Annotated in this window: 14 protein-coding genes; 12 read left to right on the top strand and 2 right to left on the bottom strand. The window is 64.4% G+C overall.

Going from position 1 to position 15507, the window contains the following annotated elements:
* Positions 1-159 precede the first annotated feature (159 nt).
* The gene (locus ABIB66_RS08685; RefSeq protein ID WP_354209754.1) at positions 160-1380 is read right to left on the bottom strand and encodes a ubiquinone biosynthesis hydroxylase; all 1221 of its coding nucleotides are present in this window, start codon (positions 1378-1380) and stop codon (positions 160-162) included.
* A 212-nt stretch (positions 1381-1592) separates the two neighbouring features.
* Between ABIB66_RS08685 and tesB the strand changes: the two genes are divergently transcribed.
* The gene (tesB, locus tag ABIB66_RS08680) at positions 1593-2456 is read left to right on the top strand and encodes an acyl-CoA thioesterase II (RefSeq protein ID WP_211394983.1); all 864 of its coding nucleotides are present in this window, start codon (positions 1593-1595) and stop codon (positions 2454-2456) included.
* Between the two features lie 40 nt (positions 2457-2496).
* On the opposite strand, the gene ABIB66_RS08675 is transcribed toward tesB, so the two are convergent.
* Positions 2497-3387, bottom strand: a complete 891-nt coding sequence (locus tag ABIB66_RS08675) for a DUF4339 domain-containing protein (RefSeq protein WP_354209755.1) — start codon at positions 3385-3387, stop codon at positions 2497-2499.
* Between the two features lie 240 nt (positions 3388-3627).
* On the opposite strand from ABIB66_RS08675, the gene ABIB66_RS08670 reads away from it, so the two are divergent.
* From ABIB66_RS08670 to ABIB66_RS08620, 11 genes are all read left to right on the top strand, one after another.
* Entirely contained in the window at positions 3628-3966 is a 339-nt protein-coding gene (locus tag ABIB66_RS08670) for a P-II family nitrogen regulator (protein WP_007598647.1), read from the top strand.
* A 127-nt stretch (positions 3967-4093) separates the two neighbouring features.
* Positions 4094-5395: an ammonium transporter gene (locus ABIB66_RS08665; RefSeq protein WP_354209756.1), complete on the top strand. Its 1302-nt coding sequence runs from the start codon at positions 4094-4096 to the stop codon at positions 5393-5395.
* A 43-nt stretch (positions 5396-5438) separates the two neighbouring features.
* The gene (locus ABIB66_RS08660) at positions 5439-5753 is read left to right on the top strand and encodes an ArsR/SmtB family transcription factor (RefSeq protein ID WP_275169024.1); all 315 of its coding nucleotides are present in this window, start codon (positions 5439-5441) and stop codon (positions 5751-5753) included.
* Complete coding sequence (locus ABIB66_RS08655) at positions 5750-6124, top strand: SRPBCC family protein (RefSeq protein WP_354209757.1); 375 nt, start codon at positions 5750-5752, stop codon at positions 6122-6124. Before ABIB66_RS08660 ends, ABIB66_RS08655 begins: the two co-directional genes overlap by 4 nt.
* Before the next feature lie 41 nt (positions 6125-6165).
* A complete protein-coding gene (locus tag ABIB66_RS08650) occupies positions 6166-6768 on the top strand; it encodes an ATP-dependent Clp protease proteolytic subunit (RefSeq protein WP_027514844.1) in 603 nt (200 codons plus the stop codon).
* A gap of 436 nt (positions 6769-7204) precedes the next feature.
* On the top strand, positions 7205-7543 hold the full coding sequence (locus ABIB66_RS08645; protein WP_008142813.1) for a P-II family nitrogen regulator: 339 nt from the start codon (positions 7205-7207) through the stop codon (positions 7541-7543).
* Positions 7544-7581: 38 nt separating this feature from the next.
* Positions 7582-9030, top strand: coding sequence for an ammonium transporter (locus ABIB66_RS08640; protein WP_275169018.1), 1449 nt, complete (start codon positions 7582-7584; stop codon positions 9028-9030).
* 205 nt (positions 9031-9235) lie between these two features.
* On the top strand, positions 9236-10834 hold the full coding sequence (locus tag ABIB66_RS08635) for a caspase family protein (RefSeq protein ID WP_354209758.1): 1599 nt from the start codon (positions 9236-9238) through the stop codon (positions 10832-10834).
* Positions 10835-10950: 116 nt separating this feature from the next.
* Positions 10951-11355 (top strand): GFA family protein, encoded by a 405-nt coding sequence (locus tag ABIB66_RS08630; RefSeq protein WP_354209759.1) that lies wholly within the window; start codon positions 10951-10953, stop codon positions 11353-11355.
* A gap of 340 nt (positions 11356-11695) precedes the next feature.
* Positions 11696-12910, top strand: a complete 1215-nt coding sequence (locus ABIB66_RS08625; protein WP_354209760.1) for an aminotransferase class I/II-fold pyridoxal phosphate-dependent enzyme — start codon at positions 11696-11698, stop codon at positions 12908-12910.
* Positions 12911-12919: 9 nt separating this feature from the next.
* Positions 12920-15397, top strand: coding sequence for a DNA translocase FtsK (locus ABIB66_RS08620; protein WP_354254690.1), 2478 nt, complete (start codon positions 12920-12922; stop codon positions 15395-15397).
* Positions 15398-15507 lie beyond the last annotated feature (110 nt).

Below are 15507 nucleotides of genomic sequence, written 5' to 3'. Positions count from 1 at the left end.
CGGGGGCCAGGACCCATAACCACCGAATTGGGTTGTTGCGCGAGCTGGTCACTCCGAGTCTTCGCAAAACTATTGCTGCGGCGTGTGGGTCCCGGATCTGCGCGCGCTTGAGGCGTGCTTGTCCGGGACGACGGCGGAGAGTGAGGCGTCAGCGCGGCGCTACAGCGCCTCGCCCTTCAGCAGCCGCGGTATCTCACCGGTCAAACCCGCGGCTTGGCGGATGAACAGGTTCTTCAGCGGCGGGGCGCGGTCGACGAGGCCGAGGCCGATGTCGCGCACGGTACGCAGCAAGGTCGACTGATTGGAGAACAGGAAGTTCAGCGAGTTGGTGGCAACGCCCATGGCCATGGTGTCGAAGCGGCGCCAGCGCTGGTAACGTTCGAGCACGTCGGCGGCGCCGATATCCATGCCGAGCCGGGCGGCATCGACCACGACTTCGGCCAGCGCGGCGACGTCCTTCAGCCCCATGTTGAGACCCTGGCCCGCGATCGGGTGGATGACGTGGGCGGAATCGCCGACCAGCGCGAGGCGCTGGGCAATAAAGGAGCGTGCGACGAAATAGGACAGCGGAAACGCGCGCGGCTTGTCGAGCGCCTTCACCTCACCGAGATGCAGGCCGAAGCGTTGCTCGAGCTCGCCGTGAAATTCCTCATCGCTCAACGCAACGATACGCGCGGCTTCGCTGCGGCGCTCGGTCCAAACCAGCGAGGAGCGCTTGCCTGAAAGCGGCAGGATCGCGAACGGACCCGCCGGCAGAAAATGCTCTTCGGCGCGGCCCTCGTGATCGCGCTCATGCCCGACAGTTACGACGATGCCGGACTGATCGTATTCCCAGCCATGGGTGGCGATGCCGGCGCGCTCGCGCAGTTTCGACTTCGCACCGTCGGCCGCGACCAGGAGGCTCGCGGCAATCACGCTGCCATCACCGAGCGTCACGTCGATGCCTTCGGCCCGCGCGTTGTAAGACGACACTGTGGTCGCGCGGAGATCGATGCCCTCGGCCTCGGCGCGCACCACCAGCGCATCGATCAGGCGGCGGTTCTCGACCATATGCGCGAAGGGCTCGCCCGGCGCGACATCGCCGGCAAAGTTGAGGAACGCCGGACGGGTGGCGTCTTCCAGCTTGGAATCGGTGACGATCATGTCGAGGATGGGCTGCGCCTCGCCCCTGACGTCGTCCCAGGCGCCGATCGCCTCGAACAGGCGGCGGCAGGCTGCCACGATCGCGGTGGCGCGCGGGTCCCGGCTCGTCCGGGTGCCGAGCGCGGGGTCGGCGACGATGACGGGGATCTCGGGGCCGAGCCCCTGGCGCAGCGCCAGAGCCAGCGCCAGGCCCGCAAACGCGCCGCCACCGATGACAATGCTACCCTGTACCGACATACCCAATTCCCGGCTAAGTCTTCGCGTTTTCTTGGTCTTGCTACCAGACTTGAGGTGGGCGAAACAGTGCGGTGAAACAAGGGCGGAACGGCCTCATTCCGTCGTTCCGGGGCTCGCGCGAGCGCGAACCCGGAATCCAGAGGTCGTCAGCTCAAGATTTCAGGTTCGCACTCCGTGCGCCCGGAATGACGAGGCATTTTGAAAGCACCAGCATGTCCAAGAGCCTGATCGACCTCATCTCGATCCTCGACCTCGAACAGCTCGAGGTGAATCTGTTTCGCGGCAACAGTCCGAAGACCAGCTGGCAACGGGTGTTCGGCGGCCAGGTGATCGGGCAGGCGATGGTTGCAGCGTGCCGCACCGTCGAGGGCCGGCTGCCGCATTCGCTGCATTGCTATTTCATCTTGCCGGGCGATCCGCAGATCCCCATCATCTACCAGGTCGAGCGCCTGCGCGACGGCAAGAGCTACTCGACGCGCCGCGTCACCGCGATTCAGCACGGCAACGCGATCTTCTCGATCATGGTGTCGTTCCATGCCGAGGAGGAGAGCGCGTTCGATCACCAGGACAAGATGCCCGACGTGCCGCCGCCGGAAAAGCTCACGGCGGAGGAAGTGGCGAAGCAGCCGATGTTCAAGGAGATGCCGGAGTTCATCCGCCGCTACTATGAATCCGACCGTCCGATCGAGCTGCGCCCGGTCGAGCTCGGCCGCTATTTCGGCCAAAAGATCGAGGACGGCCGCATCCATGTCTGGATCAAGACCGCAGCGACGCTGCCGGACGATCCGGCGCTGCACATGTGCGCGCTGGCTTATGCGTCCGACTTCTCGCTGCTCGATGCCATCATGGCGCGCTACGGCCGCACGCTGTTCGACAAGCGCATGATGCCGGCGAGCCTCGACCACGCGATGTGGTTTCACCGGCCGTTCCGCGCCGACGAATGGCTGCTCTACGCACAGGATTCGCCGAGCGCCCGAAGCGGCCGTGGCTTGACCCGCGGCTCGATCTTCAAGCCTGACGGCACGCTGGTGGCCTCCGTCGCGCAGGAAGGCTCGGTGCGCGAACGGAAAGCCTAGGACGCATAAGCACGATCGATCGCGCTTATGCCTCTCGAGGTCATGCCCGGAGCGATCCTCGCGGAGCCAGGACGGTCTCCGACGCGAACCAGTTCATGATCCAGCGATACACCCACGGGATCGGGATGATGAAGCCGCACAGGAATGCGGCCACGATGCCCCTCCAGAGAATCCCGAGACCGCTGCCGTTGAAGACAATCTCGCGCCGCGTGCCTTCGATGCTGCGGCAGAACCAGCGCATCTGGGCCGCGGCGACCCAGGCCCAGCCGATGATGGTAATGATGGAGATCGCAAACAGCAGGCTCCAGCCGACATAGGCCCAGACCGTGCCGGTGAAGCTCAGGCCGAGCGGCTGCCCGTTGGAGGCGAGGTTCGCGACCATCCATTTGATCAGGAGCCAGTACAGAACGATCTGGGCGATGAACAGCAAATTGCTCAGCAACGGGGCGCCGATCAACCCGATCACGATCGCCAGAACGATGAAGCCGAAATACCAGGGCACCAGCGCCATCGCATTGCCGGTGAAGCTGAGATTGGGCCGCCCGGGGACCTTCACACAGGACACGATCCATTTCGTGTACCAGACGAACACCCACGGCACCGGGATGATGAAGCACATCCCGATCAGCATCACGATGCTGCGCCAGGTGAACTCGAGGATGCCGAAATCGACCGCCAGCGATCCTCCGCCGCCACCGCCGCCGTAACCGCCGGAGCCCATCATCGGCGGGCCGCCAGCCGGCATCATCGGGGGCGCACCGCCGTGGCCGATCAGGCCGGGGATTTCGGCGGCCTTCTGCCAGCCGGCCATGCCCTCCGACCACACCAGCGTATCCGGGCGCACGACTCCCTGGGCGACGAGGTCGCGGAATTGACCTTCCTGATAGGGCCCCTGCTGCTTGCCCTCGGATGCGTAGAACCAACTCGCCATAAAGCGTCCCCCTCAAACATAGTTTTGTACCGGCCGCGACGCTTGGGTTCATCGCATCCATGCCAAAAACGCATTGTGGAGGATGAACGGCTGCCCTGTACAGAGGCGGCCGTTCACATGGTCCAACGATTTTTCCGCTTCAATCTGCAACATTTTTATGCCATTTGCCCGGAAAGATGCCAGATTGACGCTGCGCCGGGGACATACGGCGCGGCGCATCCCCGGGGAACAGGCCTGACCATGAAACTCGTCGTCGCGATCATCAAACCCTTCAAGCTCGATGAAGTCCGCCAGGCGCTGACGGCGATCGGCGTCCACGGCATGACCGTGACTGAAGTGAAGGGCTATGGCCGCCAAAAGGGCCATACCGAGATCTATCGCGGCGCCGAATATGTCGTGAATTTCCTGCCGAAGCTGCGGATCGAGATCGCGGTTGCCTCCGATATCGCGGAGAAGGCCGTCGCCGTGATCACTGCGACCGCGCGCACTGGCCAGATCGGCGACGGCAAGATCTTCGTCACGCCGATCGATCACGCGACCCGCATTCGCACCGGCGAGACCGACAGCGACGCGCTCTAGATATTTGTTCTGACGCGTTTTCCTTACGCGAATCGGTATCCACTTCGCTCGAAAACGCTCTCCTTCTTCGATCGCACCCGGCAACGGCGCCACAGCGTGCGACGCAATCAATAGCTGGGGGAACGACATGGCGGGATTGTTGCGCCGCGCGGCCGCTATGGCCGCGCCGATCGGGTTTGCGTCGATCCTGGCTTCGCCGGCGCAGGCTGCAGGCTCCGAGATCAACACCGCCGACACCGCCTGGATGATCGTCGCCACCGCATTGGTGCTGATGATGACGATCCCGGGGCTCGCGCTGCTCTATTCCGGCATGGTGCGCAAGAAGAACGTGCTCGCCACCATGGCGCAAAGCCTCGCCGCGGTGACGATCATCTCCATTCTCTGGGTCGCGTTCGGTTATTCGCTGTGCTTCGTCGGCGACGGCCCGTGGATCGGCACGCTCGACCGCTGGTTTCTCGCCGGCATGACCATGGACAGCGTCAATCCGGCGGCGAAGACGATCCCGGAAGCGCTGTTCATGCTGTACCAGATGACGTTTGCGATCATCACGGTGGCGCTGGTCGCGGGCGCGGTGGCCGACCGGATGCGGTTCTCGGCCTATCTGTTGTTCTCGGTCGCCTGGTTCATCTTCGTCTACATACCGCTGGCGCATTGGGTGTGGGGCGGCGGCTTCCTCGCCAGCATGGGCGTGCTGGATTTCGCCGGGGGGCTCGTGGTGCATCTGTCGGCCGGCACCGCCGGCCTGGTCGCGGCGAAGGTGATGGGACGCCGTCATGGCTACGGCACTGAAAATCTCTCCCCGTTCGATCTGTCGCTCGCGGTGATGGGCACCGGGCTGTTGTGGGTCGGCTGGTTCGGCTTCAACGGCGGCTCGGCGGGCGCAGCCAATTCGCGCGCGGTGCTGGCGATCATCGCCACCCATCTCGCCGCCTGCTCCGGCGCGCTGACCTGGGGCGCGATCGAATGGTCGACGCGGCGCAAGCCGTCCGTGCTCGGCATGATCTCCGGCGCGGTGGCCGGCCTCGGCACCATCACGCCGGCCTCCGGGTTCGTTGCGCCCTGGCACGGTATCGTCATCGGCGTGATCGCAGGCCTCGTCTGCTACTGGGCCTGCACCTGGCTGAAGCACCGCTTCGACTATGACGATTCGCTCGACGTGTTCGGCGTCCACGGCATCGGCGGGCTGACCGGCACCCTGCTGGCCGGCGTGTTCGCAGCCAGCGCAATCGGCGGCACCGCCGGCCTGCTCGAAGGCCATCCGCAGCAGCTTCTGATCCAGCTCTCAGGGGTCGCCGTCACCTTCGTCTGGTCGGCCGGCGTGAGCTTCGTCCTGCTGAAGCTGGTCGGCCTGTTCGTGCCGTTGCGCGTCTCCCGCGAGCACGAACTCGAAGGCCTGGATATTTCGCAGCACGGCGAGGCGCTGCAGTGATCGGGGGCTTGCGCAACACATAAGCGTATGCTTATGTTTTGCCATGATCGAAGCCGACATCTTCAAGGCGCTGGCCGACCCGACCCGCCGCAAGGTCTTTGAGAAGCTGGCCGGCGGAAGCCTGAATGCCAGCGCTTTGCGCGACGGATTGGAGATCAGCCAGCCGGCGATGTCGCAGCATCTCGCGGTGCTGCGCGGGGCAGGCCTGGTGCGCGAACAGCGGCAGGGCCGCTTTGTGAATTACGAAGTCGATCCCGAAGGAATCGTTGCCATCGGGACGTGGCTTGCGCGCTACCGCGCCTATTGGCCGAAACGTATGGATGCCCTCGCCGATCTCTTGAAGGAGATGGATCAATGAGCGACGCCGTGAAGCCTGATCCCTCCGACGCAGACTTGGTGCTCAAAACAGACTTGGTGCTCGAATATGAATTCGATGCGCCGCCGGCCAAGGTCTGGCGCGCGGTGATCATTCCGGCTTTGCGCGAGCGCTGGCTGCCGGATTGCGATCTTGCGGGCGCCGAGCCTGAGACATCGATCCCAGGTCAAGAGGTGCGGTACCGGCTTCGCGATTCCGAACCGCCGTTTCGCGAAAGCCATGTCATCTTCCGGATCGAACCGAACGAGCACGGCGGCACCCGCTTCCGCATCATCCAGCAAGCCTGCGATATCCGTATGAAGCTGCCGCAGCCGGCCAACAGCAATGGCTGCCTGATGCGCGCGGCCGCCTGACACCGACACCACTTCATCACCCGCAGACATGGAGGTCGCCGATGCGCGACATGCTTCAGCTCGTCCCTATGGTCGTCGAACAATCCGCTCGCGGCGAGCGATCCTTCGACATCTATTCGCGCCTGCTGCGCGAGCGCATCATCTTCCTCAACGGCGAGGTCAACGATGCGATGTCCGGACTGGTCTGCGCGCAGCTCTTGTTCCTGGAGGCGGAGAATCCGAACAAGCCGATCAATCTCTACATCAATTCCTATGGCGGCGTGGTCACCGCTGGCCTTGCGATGTACGACACCATGCAGTTCATCAAGGCGCCGGTGCATACGCTGTGCATGGGCACCGCGCGCTCCATGGGCTCATTCCTGCTGATGGCGGGCGAGCCCGGTCACCGCGCCGCCCTGCCCAATGCGAGTCTTCACGTGCATCAGCCGCTCGGCGGCTTTCAGGGCCAGGCGTCCGACATCCTGATCCATGCCACCGAGATGCAGGAAACCAAGCGGCGCATCATCCGGCTTTATGCCCGGCATTGCGGGCGCCCTGAACCGGACGTGGAACGGACCTTGGACCGCGACCACTTCATGACCGCGCAGCAGGCGGTCGACTGGGGGCTGATCGACCGGGTATTCGCGGAACGCAGCGCCGCCTGACGGTCTCTGGCGGCGGCCGTCCGGCAAACCTCGCCACGCTCCAGCTGGTTGGCCCGGTTGAGCGTATTCCGTGAGCATTTGTGCGAGGGGCCCGATATTCCGCAGCACGGCGAGCCCTGCAATAGGCGCCCGCCTTACAGAAATACCTTTCTGCTGCCCGACGCGTGAGCACCAATGTGTCGGCAGCTTGTCATGCCTTTATTTTAATCAGACGTGGTCAGGTATTGAGCGCGGCGTAATGGCGCACTGCACCGCAATACGCGTCAAACGCGAAAACACCCGTTTTCATAGTCCGTTAGGCAACACGCCCGATCTGGCACGGCATTTGATTCTATGGGTCCTGGCTGTGCCCGCGTAGTGAACTTTCTCCCTCGTGGCGAACCAGTCGAGAAACGCCCGGCCACGTCCGGACCGGGCCCAAGCGGGGATAGGACCCATGAAAATTGTTATGGCGATTATTAAGCCATTCAAGCTGGAAGAAGTCCGTGACGCCCTGACCGCCATCGGCGTTCACGGTCTCACGGTGACGGAAGTCAAGGGATATGGCCGCCAGAAGGGCCATACGGAAATCTATCGCGGCGCCGAATATGCCGTGAGCTTCCTGCCCAAGATCAAGATCGAGGTCGCTGTCGCCTCCGACCAGGTCGACAAGACCATCGACGCCATCACGTCTGCCGCGAAAACCGGACAGATCGGCGACGGCAAGATCTTCGTCATCAATCTCGACCATGCGGTTCGCATCCGCACCGGCGAGGCCGATGCTGCGGCCCTTTGATTTCGCGCTCTATCAAAATTCAATCAGGAGTAAATGAAATGACGTTTAAGCGTCCCTATGGCGCGGGATTGGCGGCTCTCGCAGTCGGCCTGTTCGCTGCGACCGCAGCCTACGCCGAGCCAACGGTCAACAAGGGAGACAACGCCTGGATGCTGACATCGACAGTGCTCGTGCTGTTGATGACGATCCCCGGCCTCGCGCTTTTCTACGGCGGCCTCGTCCGCTCCAAGAACATGCTCTCGGTCCTGATGCAGGTGTTCTACACCGTATGCGTCGTCACCGTGATCTGGGCCGTCTACGGCTACAGCCTCGCCTTCACCGGCGGCTCGGACTTCATCGGCGGCTTCTCCAAGGCCTTCATGATGGGCGTCACCACCGATTCGAAGGCCGCGACCTTCTCGGTCGACGCCAACATCTCGGAGCTCATCTATATGTGCTTCCAGATGACCTTCGCGGCGATCACGCCCGCCCTCATCGTCGGCGCCTTCGCCGAGCGCATGAAGTTCGCGGCGCTCGCGCTCTTCGTTCCGCTCTGGGTCACGCTGATCTACTTCCCGATCGCGCACATGGTCTGGTATTGGCCCGGCCCGGACATGATCCAGGATGCTGCCAAGGCTCTGGCTGCTGCGACTGACGCGGCGGCGAAGACCGCGGCGCAGGCCAAGCTCGACGAGATCAACGCCGACGCAGGCTGGATCTTCAAGAAGGGCGCGATCGACTTCGCGGGCGGCACCGTGGTGCACATCAACGCCGGCATCGCAGGTCTCGTCGGTGCTCTCCTGATCGGCAAGCGCGTCGGTTACGGCAAGGAGCTGATGGCTCCGCACTCGCTGACGATGTCGATGATCGGCGCCTCGCTGCTCTGGGTCGGCTGGTTCGGCTTCAATGCTGGCTCCAACCTCGAAGCCAACGGCGGCGCAGCCCTCGCCATGACCAACTCCTTCGTCGCCACCGCAGCCGCCGCGCTGTCGTGGATGTTCGCGGAGTGGATCATCAAGGGTCACCCGTCGGTGCTCGGCGTCATCTCCGGCGCTGTCGCGGGCCTCGTGGCCGTCACGCCTGCCGCCGGCTTCTCCGGCGTGATGGGTGCGATCGTCCTCGGCCTCGTGGTCGGCGTGGTCTGCCTGTTCTTCTGCACCGTCGTGAAGAACGCGCTCGGCTACGATGACAGCCTCGATGTGTTCGGCGTGCACTGCGTCGGCGGCATCATCGGCGCCCTCGGCACCGGCATTCTCGTCAATCCGGCGCTGGGTGGTGCGGGCATCATCGACTACACCGCGATCCCGCCGAAGGTTGCCGATTACGACTTCGCGGCGCAGATGATCTCCCAGATCTGGGGCGTCGGCACCACGCTGGTGTGGTCGGGCATCGGTTCGGCGATCCTCTACAAGGTCGTCGATGTGATCGTTGGCCTCCGCGCCAATGTCGAGAGCGAGCGTGAAGGCCTCGACATCACCGAGCACACCGAGCGCGCCTACAACATGTAAGTCTCCTCCCGGGCGCGGCCTCCTCGGAGGTCGCGCTCACAACTACGGTTTGGGGCACATACCCGGCAATGTCCCGACCGTTGAGGGGCTCCAGCGCAAGTTGGAGCCCCTTTCTTTTTGGTCCCGTGCCGCTGGGCCGTCATAAGTTAAATTGCATTGCTGCGAGCTTGCTGAATATCATGCTCCCCGTTTGGAGCAGGATTTCATGCGTCTGCCCTATTGCCTGGTCTGGTGTTTCCTGTTGCTCGCTTCGTCGAGCCTCGAGGCCCGCGCGGACAAGCGCGTCGCGCTGGTGATTGGCAACGGCGCCTACCGAAACGTTCCCTCGCTCGCCAACCCGACCAATGATGCGGCCGATGTCGGCGCGGCCCTCAAGCGATCGGGGTTCGATCCTGTGGTCGCGACCGACCTCGACCAGCCCGCCATGCAGGACACCATTCTTCGCTTCGCGCGTGAGGCCCGCGGCGCCGATGTCGCCCTGTTCTACTACAGCGGGCACGCGCTCCAGTTCGCCGGCGTCAACTATCTGGTGCCTGTCGATGCCGTCGTTCGCGACGAGGTCGATCTGCGCCGCCTGGTACGTGCCGACGAGATCCTGGCGGATCTGCAGCAGGCCAAGAACCTGCGAATCCTCGTGCTCGACGCCTGCCGCGACAATCCATTTGCCGACGAGTTGCGGCGAAACGTCGGACAGGGCCGCGGCGTCACCGTCTCACGCGGCCTCGCCAAGATGGAAAGTCCCGAGGGCACCATCATTTCCTATGCGACACAGGCCGGCCGGACCGCCGACGACGGCAGCGGCCGCAACAGCCCCTATACCAGCGCGTTCCTGGAGCACATCGGCGACAAGGGCAACGTCAACACGGTATTTCAGACGATCAGCGCCGGCGTCTACCAGCGCTCGAAAGGCTCGCAAGTGCCGGAGCTGTCGCTGTCGTTCTTCGGCGAGTTCTACCTGAACGGCAAGCCCGAGACGGCGGCGTTGTCGCCTGCGACGCCTCAGGTGGATCCCTGCGCGGAGGCCGGAGACCATTGGCGCAGCGCGGAAGCGCTGGGAACGCTCGCGGCATTCAAGGATCACCTCGTACGCTTCCCGGCCTGCGCCTTCGCAGATCTGGCGAAATCACGCATCGAGAGCTTGGCGAAACCAGCGGACGCCGCCAAGCGCGTAACCGCGTTCGATGGAACCTGGATCGCGAAGGAGACTTGCGAGAACAAGCCTCCATTTTCCGAGGCCTATTTCCAGTATGCCCTGCGCGTCAAAGATGGCGTCCTGCACACTCTCTCCGGGGAAGAGGGCAAGCCCGGTGCGACAATCTATGACGGGAAGATTGAAGCGGATGGCAGCGCGACTGTCACCGTCAGCGGGCTGGTTGGTGAGAATGATCCGCTGCGCCGCACCGCCGGCGCGCCCTATCGGTACAAGCTCGCACTCGAGCTGAAAGGAACCACCGGCGCCGGCGTCCGCACCGAGACCAGCCGACCGTGTCGGATGGAACTCTCCAAGCTGGCGACACAGAGCCCCGCCGCAAGTCCGGGCCAACCTGATTCGAAGCGGGCGCCCACGCGCGACGACAAGAGGGCGGTGCTGCCGCCAGATCAGGCCGGAGCAGGGCAACCGCGGCAGACCGGAAGCGGCATGAGCTGTTCGTTCATGCGAAGCAGGTGCGCCACGGCATGCGTCAGTATGGGCGGCCGCGCGGATTGCGCTTCAACCGCTTGTCCACGGCTGGAGGCCGAGTGCATGAGCAGCGGGTGCTGGCGCGGCCGGGGATTCAACGGCTGCGGACTTGCCAAGAAATAGATGCACGAACCGGCTGCGGATGGTCTGCCTTTGTCCGCTCGCAAAGAAAAAGATTGCCATTCCATGCCGCCGGGGCAGAAATATCGACCTCAAGAATAACAAACCGGGAGGTCGTCATGCGTTTGGAAGGCGGATGCTATTGCGGCGGAGTGCGCTATGTCGCCGAGGGCGACCCGATGATGCAGGCGCAGTGTCATTGCCGCGAGTGCCAGTACATCTCGGGCGGCGCGCCCAACACCTTCATCGCGATGCCGGCGGCCGGCTTCAGCTACATCACCGGGCAACCCAAGCAGTTCACACGCAAGGACCTCGCACGCGCCGTGACGCGCGAATTCTGCGCCGAATGCGGCACGCATCTGGTGACCAAGGTCCCCGGATTGCCGGCCGCGATCCTGAAGGTCGGCACGCTGGACGAGCCTGCGCAGTTCCATCCGCAGATGGCAATCTACACCTGCGACAAGCAGGACTTCCACGCGATCCCCGCGGGCATGGCGACCTTCGAGAAGCTTCCGGCGCGCTAGGCGCGCCTGGTCACGGGGCCCGTCATTCCCGGGCCTGTCCCGGGCATCCACGTTCTTGGGCACAGCAGGAAGTTCTTGGGCACAGCAGGAAAGGCCGTGGATGGCCGGGCCCTCGCCTCGCCGAAGCGGCTTCGGCCGCGCAGGCGGGACAAGCCCGGCCATGACGAGCTTGCGGTTCGCCGCGCATCCCGTTGTTATCCGGCCTCATTATTCCTGCTCTGGACGGAGGCGGCGGCCGATGGTTAATCGCGTCTTAACCTCGCCCTATCTATGGTGAACTGAACCGCTTCCCGCCGGCGCCGTGCTGCGACCGGCTGTTCCAAGAGTGCTGGCGTCCAGAATGGCTATGACCGCTTCATCCCGTGCGCCGCAGGACAGTGGAAGCTCCGATAGCGAACGCTCTCCCTTCGTCCGGCTGAACGAGCTGCTGGCACCCCATCAGCCGGGCAAGCCTTTGATTTCCCTTGCCGTCGGCGAGCCGCAGCATCCCGTGCCCGACTTCGTCGGCCCGGTGCTGGCCAAGCACATCGCCGATTTCGGCCGCTACCCCGCGAATAAGGGCACCGATCCATTCCGCAAGGCTGCGGGCGCCTGGCTGTCGTCGCGCTTCAAGCTGCCGCGCGCCCTCGATCCCGAGAGCGAGATTCTCGTCCTCAATGGCAGCCGCGAGGGGCTGTTCCTCGCCGCGATCGCGGCGGCGCGCTATGTCGGCCCGCGTCCCGGCAAGCCCGCGATCCTGATGCCGAACCCGTTCTATCCGGTCTATGGCGCCGGCGCCGGCGCCGCGGGCTGCGAGCCGGTGTTTCTGCCGACCACCGCCGAAAATGGTTTCCTGCCCGATCTCGACGCCATCGACGAGGCGACGCTGGCGTGCACGGTGGCGTTCTATCTGGCTTCGCCCGCCAACCCGCAGGGCTCGGTGGCCTCGCGCGATTATTTCACGCGCCTGAAGCAGCTCGCCGATCGCTACGGCTTCGTGATCCTCAGCGACGAATGCTATTCTGAGATCTACACCCGCGAAGCGCCCGGCAGCGCGCTCGAATGTGCCGGCCCTGATTTCACCCGCGTGGTTGCGTTCCAGTCGCTGTCGAAGCGCTCCAACCTGCCGGGCATGCGTGTCGGCTTCGCCGCCGGCGACAAAAAGTTCATCGGCATGTTCCTCGAGCTGCGCAACATTGCGGCGCCGCAGGTGCCGGTCCCGCTGCAGCATGTCGCGACCGTCGCTTACGGCGACGAGGCGCATGTCGAGGAGAATCGCAGGCTGTACCGGATCAAGTTCGATCTCGCCGACCAGATCATCGGCGATCGTTACGGCTATCGCCGGCCTGACGCCGGCTTCTGCGTCTGGCTCAACACGTCCAAAATAGGCGACGACGTGTCTGTGTGCCTAAAACTCTTCACGGAAGCAGGCGTGCGCGTGGTGCCCGGCAGCTATCTGGCGCGGCTCCAGCCCGACGGCTTCAATCCCGGCGCGGGCTACATTCGCCTTGCGCTGGTGCAGGATGGCGAGACCACGGCGCAGGCGCTGCACCGCCTGGTCGAGACTCTGGGTTAGGCGGGGCCCGTGAGCATGTCGACGATCGAACGTGTCATTCCCCTGGTCGGCCATCTGCCGCCCTCGATCCGCGAGGGGCTGGCGCGGCGCGTGCGCGAGCTCAGCGGCCTCGGCCTGATCGCATTGTCGGGCGTCGCCTCGGCGGCGTTGATGACCTGGTCAGTGCAGGATCCCAGCCTCAGCCACGCAACGTCGCGGCCGATCCGCAACATTCTCGGCTATGCCGGCGCGATCGGCGCCGACCTTGCGATGCAGATCCTCGGGCTCGGCGCGATCATGCTGGTCCTGACGGTCGCGGTCTGGGGCTGGCGCATGCTGACCCACCGCCCGTTCGACCGCGAGGCGCTGCGGCTCGGCTCCTGGATTCTCTGCACGGTGATCGCGGCGGGCTTCGTCAGCTGCTGGCCGCATGGCGGCGCCTGGCCGCTGCCGACAGGCCTCGGCGGCGTGGTCGGCGATGCCCTGGTTCGCGCGCCCGCGGTGATCTTCGGACCGGCGGGCATGATCTATCGCATCGTGCTCGGCACGATCCTGTTCGCGGCGATGTCGGCGACCTTCCTGATCGCCTGCGGCCTTGGCGCACGCGAGCATGACGACGAACTCGCGGAAATCGAGGATGACGACAAGCCGCTCGACCAGGACGAGGAGGGCGATCGCGGTTCGGTATCGCTGGGCTGGCTGTTCCACGCCTTGATGAGCACGAAGGCACGGCTGACCTGGTTGCTTGGCGCTGCCTACCGCTCGCTGGTCTCGAGCGGACCGAAGACCAAGGCCGTTGCATTCAGCCGCCAGGAGCCGAAGATCGGTGGCGGCCGCTCCGCGCCGCCGATCTCACCGCAGTCGCAAGACGAGGACTACGAGGACGAGCACGAAGAGGTCGAGGAAGACGAGGAGGAAGAGGAGGAGCCGGTTGCGCGCGCCCCACGCAAGAAGGCAGCGCCGAAAGCCACTTCCAAGAAATCCTCCGACAAGTTCGAGCTTCCCTCCGTATCGGTGCTGGCCGCGCCCAAGGCCGGCGATCGCCAGCCGCTCAGCAAGGCCGAGCTGGAAGCCAATTCGCGCGCGCTCGAAGGCGTGCTGCAGGATTTCGGCGTTCGCGGCGAGATCGTGAAGGCCCATCCAGGTCCCGTGGTCACGCTGTACGAGCTGGAGCCGGCGCCGGGAATCAAGTCGTCGCGCGTGATCGGACTGTCCGACGACATCGCGCGTTCGATGAGCGCGCTGTCGGCGCGCGTCGCCGTCGTGCCCGGCCGCAACGCGATCGGCATCGAGCTGCCCAACGCCCATCGCGAAAAGGTCTATCTGCGCGAGCTGCTGGTCGCCAAGGAGACCGTCGATTCGGTTGCGAAACTGCCGCTTTGCCTCGGCAAGACCATCGGCGGTGATCCCGTCATCATCGACCTCGCACGCACGCCGCACATGCTGATCGCCGGTACCACCGGCTCGGGCAAGTCGGTCGCCATCAACACCATGATCCTCAGCCTGGTCTACCGGCTGCGCCCCGACCAGTGCCGCCTGATCATGGTCGACCCGAAGATGCTCGAACTCTCAGTCTATGACGGCATTCCCCATCTGCTCACGCCCGTCGTGACCGACCCGAAGAAGGCCGTGGTCGCGCTGAAATGGGCCGTGCGCGAGATGGAAGAGCGCTACAAGAACATGGCCAAGCTCGGTGTGCGCAACATCGACGGCTATAACACGCGCTTGCTCGAATTGAAGGCCAAGGGCGAAGAGCCGACGCGCACGGTGCACACCGGTTTCGACAAGGAAACCGGCAAGGCGATCTACGAGGAAGAGAAGCTCTCGCTCGACCCGCTGCCCTACATCGTCATCATCGTCGACGAAATGGCCGACCTGATGATGGTCGCCGGCAAGGACATCGAAGGCGCGGTGCAGCGCCTCGCGCAGATGGCGCGCGCCGCCGGCCTGCACGTGATCCTCGCAACGCAGCGTCCCTCGGTCGACGTCATCACCGGCACCATCAAGGCGAACTTCCCGACCCGCATCGCCTTCCAGGTGACGTCCAAGATCGACAGCCGCACGATTCTCGGCGAGATGGGCGCAGAGCAGCTGCTCGGCCAAGGCGACATGCTCTACATGGCGGGCGGCGGTCGCATCAGCCGCGTGCACGGTCCTTTCGCGTCGGACGACGAAGTCGAGAAGGTGGTGCGCCACCTCAAGACGCAGGGACAGCCGGAATATCTCGAAGCCGTCACGGCCGAAGAACCCAGCGAGGACGAGGACGGCGCGGTGTTCGACGCGTCCGCCATGGGCGCGGACGGCGGCGGCGATTTGTTCTCGCAGGCCGTTGCGATCGTCAAACGCGACCGCAAGGCCTCTACCAGCTACATCCAGCGTCGCCTGCAGATCGGCTATAACCGCGCCGCATCGCTGATGGAGCGCATGGAACTGGAGGGCATCGTCGGACCCGCCAACCACGCCGGCAAACGCGAGATTCTCGTCGAGGAAGAAGACAGCCATATGTGAGGCGAGCCGCCTCAGACCACCATTTCACGCAAAAACGTTATCTGCTTTTGGCCGAAATCAGGCTAAAAGGGCGCCCAGCCACACAGGACGACGCGTTGATCAGACATCCG

The organism is Bradyrhizobium sp. F1.13.3, from assembly GCF_040548265.1.
Taxonomy (GTDB): domain Bacteria; phylum Pseudomonadota; class Alphaproteobacteria; order Rhizobiales; family Xanthobacteraceae; genus Bradyrhizobium.
The sequence above is the reverse complement of the archived record's forward strand: the minus strand, read 5'-3'. Positions and strand labels throughout refer to the sequence as shown.

Excerpts from the sequence above, each read along its gene's own strand:
- ABIB66_RS08650 (WP_027514844.1), top strand. The coding sequence starts at position 6,166 with ATGCGCGACATGCTTCAGCTCGTCCCTATGGTCGTCGAACAATCCGCT.
- ABIB66_RS08645 (WP_008142813.1), top strand. The coding sequence starts at position 7,205 with ATGAAAATTGTTATGGCGATTATTAAGCCATTCAAGCTGGAAGAAGTC.
- ABIB66_RS08665 (WP_354209756.1), top strand. The coding sequence starts at position 4,094 with ATGGCGGGATTGTTGCGCCGCGCGGCCGCTATGGCCGCGCCGATCGGG.
- ABIB66_RS08675 (WP_354209755.1), bottom strand. The coding sequence starts at position 3,387 with ATGGCGAGTTGGTTCTACGCATCCGAGGGCAAGCAGCAGGGGCCCTAT.
- ABIB66_RS08640 (WP_275169018.1), top strand. The coding sequence starts at position 7,582 with ATGACGTTTAAGCGTCCCTATGGCGCGGGATTGGCGGCTCTCGCAGTC.
- tesB (WP_211394983.1), top strand. The coding sequence starts at position 1,593 with ATGTCCAAGAGCCTGATCGACCTCATCTCGATCCTCGACCTCGAACAG.
- ABIB66_RS08655 (WP_354209757.1), top strand. The coding sequence starts at position 5,750 with ATGAGCGACGCCGTGAAGCCTGATCCCTCCGACGCAGACTTGGTGCTC.
- ABIB66_RS08635 (WP_354209758.1), top strand. The coding sequence starts at position 9,236 with ATGCGTCTGCCCTATTGCCTGGTCTGGTGTTTCCTGTTGCTCGCTTCG.
- ABIB66_RS08660 (WP_275169024.1), top strand. The coding sequence starts at position 5,439 with ATGATCGAAGCCGACATCTTCAAGGCGCTGGCCGACCCGACCCGCCGC.
- ABIB66_RS08630 (WP_354209759.1), top strand. The coding sequence starts at position 10,951 with ATGCGTTTGGAAGGCGGATGCTATTGCGGCGGAGTGCGCTATGTCGCC.
- ABIB66_RS08670 (WP_007598647.1), top strand. The coding sequence starts at position 3,628 with ATGAAACTCGTCGTCGCGATCATCAAACCCTTCAAGCTCGATGAAGTC.
- ABIB66_RS08625 (WP_354209760.1), top strand. The coding sequence starts at position 11,696 with ATGGCTATGACCGCTTCATCCCGTGCGCCGCAGGACAGTGGAAGCTCC.
- ABIB66_RS08685 (WP_354209754.1), bottom strand. The coding sequence starts at position 1,380 with ATGTCGGTACAGGGTAGCATTGTCATCGGTGGCGGCGCGTTTGCGGGC.